This window comes from Endozoicomonas sp. ONNA2 (assembly GCF_024606365.1).
Taxonomy (GTDB): domain Bacteria; phylum Pseudomonadota; class Gammaproteobacteria; order Pseudomonadales; family Endozoicomonadaceae; genus Endozoicomonas.
The window spans coordinates 1-1334 of sequence record NZ_JAHHPO010001207.1 but is presented as its reverse complement, the minus strand read 5'-3'; the positions used below and the strand labels follow the sequence as shown (position 1 = coordinate 1334).

Here is a 1334-nt window from a genome sequence, read left to right as displayed (position 1 = left end):
GCGAGGCACAACGGAGGAAGCATAGCCGTAGCTATGTGACCGGAGTTGTAACGAAACAGAGTGCCGACACAAGGAGTCAGAAATATATGATTTCATATGGTTAGCTACTTACCTACGGTTGACCAAAGGCATACAAGCAAAATATCGAAAGTACACCCGCCAGGTGAACTTTCAAATAATCATTTATTCGCTGTAAGCCCTGCTGTATCGGCCAACCATTTATACCCCTGACCAAGCCAGGGGTTCAGATTAAGGACAGCGCCCTAGACATCTTCAGTTTCAGGTTGCCTTACTGCGGCATCAGGTGCCGAAAAATGTCTGCACACCCGATCAGAGATTGATTTACATCCATCAAAAACTTTGTCCATGTTAGCGAAAACAAAAAAAGCTGTTGATGTTATTGCTAACGGTACCAAAAGATTAGGGAAATACGGAGTTAGTTCTGAGTAATCACCGTAATCAGCGCCCGTCTTATTATTGAAACAATGATCATTCAAATAGTCAATGACTGGATCATTCATTTTTAAATTAACCATATGATTTACAAAGGCAGTACACACTCCAAAAGCGGTAGAACAAACTACTCGTGAAAAAACTTCTCTTCGCGTGGTTTTATTAGTAGCTGAATCAGACTTTACTCCGGAATTGCCTGACATCAATAATGATCTTTGATTAGCTGGACTGTTTATATTCGTATTCATTATAATAACCTCAATAATTGTTAAATAAGGCCAAGTTCCAGTTAATAGTTGAAAGCCAAAATCGCAGGGTATCATTTTAAGGATTAGCCACTAAACAACTCAATTTTACCCGTTAAATTAACTTTTAACGGAAAATAATTTGGATAAAATTGGGTTCAACTTTCAATCAATAGGGCAATAGGAACTTAGCCCACAAGATTAGACAGTATCAGGTGGCATTTCGTTCAATTCCACTCAACTTTTTTCTGGTTATTTTTTGACTATCTTCAGAGAATAAAAAGCGTAAAAACCATCCGGAATTTGTTCGGGCAAGACTCAAGCCCACTTTCACCACCAAAATGACGTAATCATTTGATTTTGAATCATATATTCTATTCGAATATATGGTTGGCACGATTTTTATTCGTTTAAAATCAAAATGTTACCAAGGGGTGGTGAAGGTCGGCTCAAGCATTATGCTGTTGAGTCAAAGATTAAGCCGTTGCCAACTACTTATGAAAGCCTCTTGCAACCACTGATTCGTAACTCGGCGGAGGGAGTTCATGACCACCATGCCCACTGGGTAAGGCATCCCAAAGTATTTCCTGATTACCACTGATCGTACGTCATGATACAGAGAAAGTTTATTTAAGA

The 1334-nt window shown here is 39.1% G+C and carries 1 protein-coding gene; it reads right to left on the bottom strand.

Annotation, left to right across the window (positions count from 1 at the left end):
* Positions 1-263 precede the first annotated feature (263 nt).
* Entirely contained in the window at positions 264-701 is a 438-nt protein-coding gene (locus tag KDK14_RS21210) for a hypothetical protein (protein WP_257267260.1), read from the bottom strand.
* Between the last annotated feature and the right edge of the window lie 633 nt (positions 702-1334).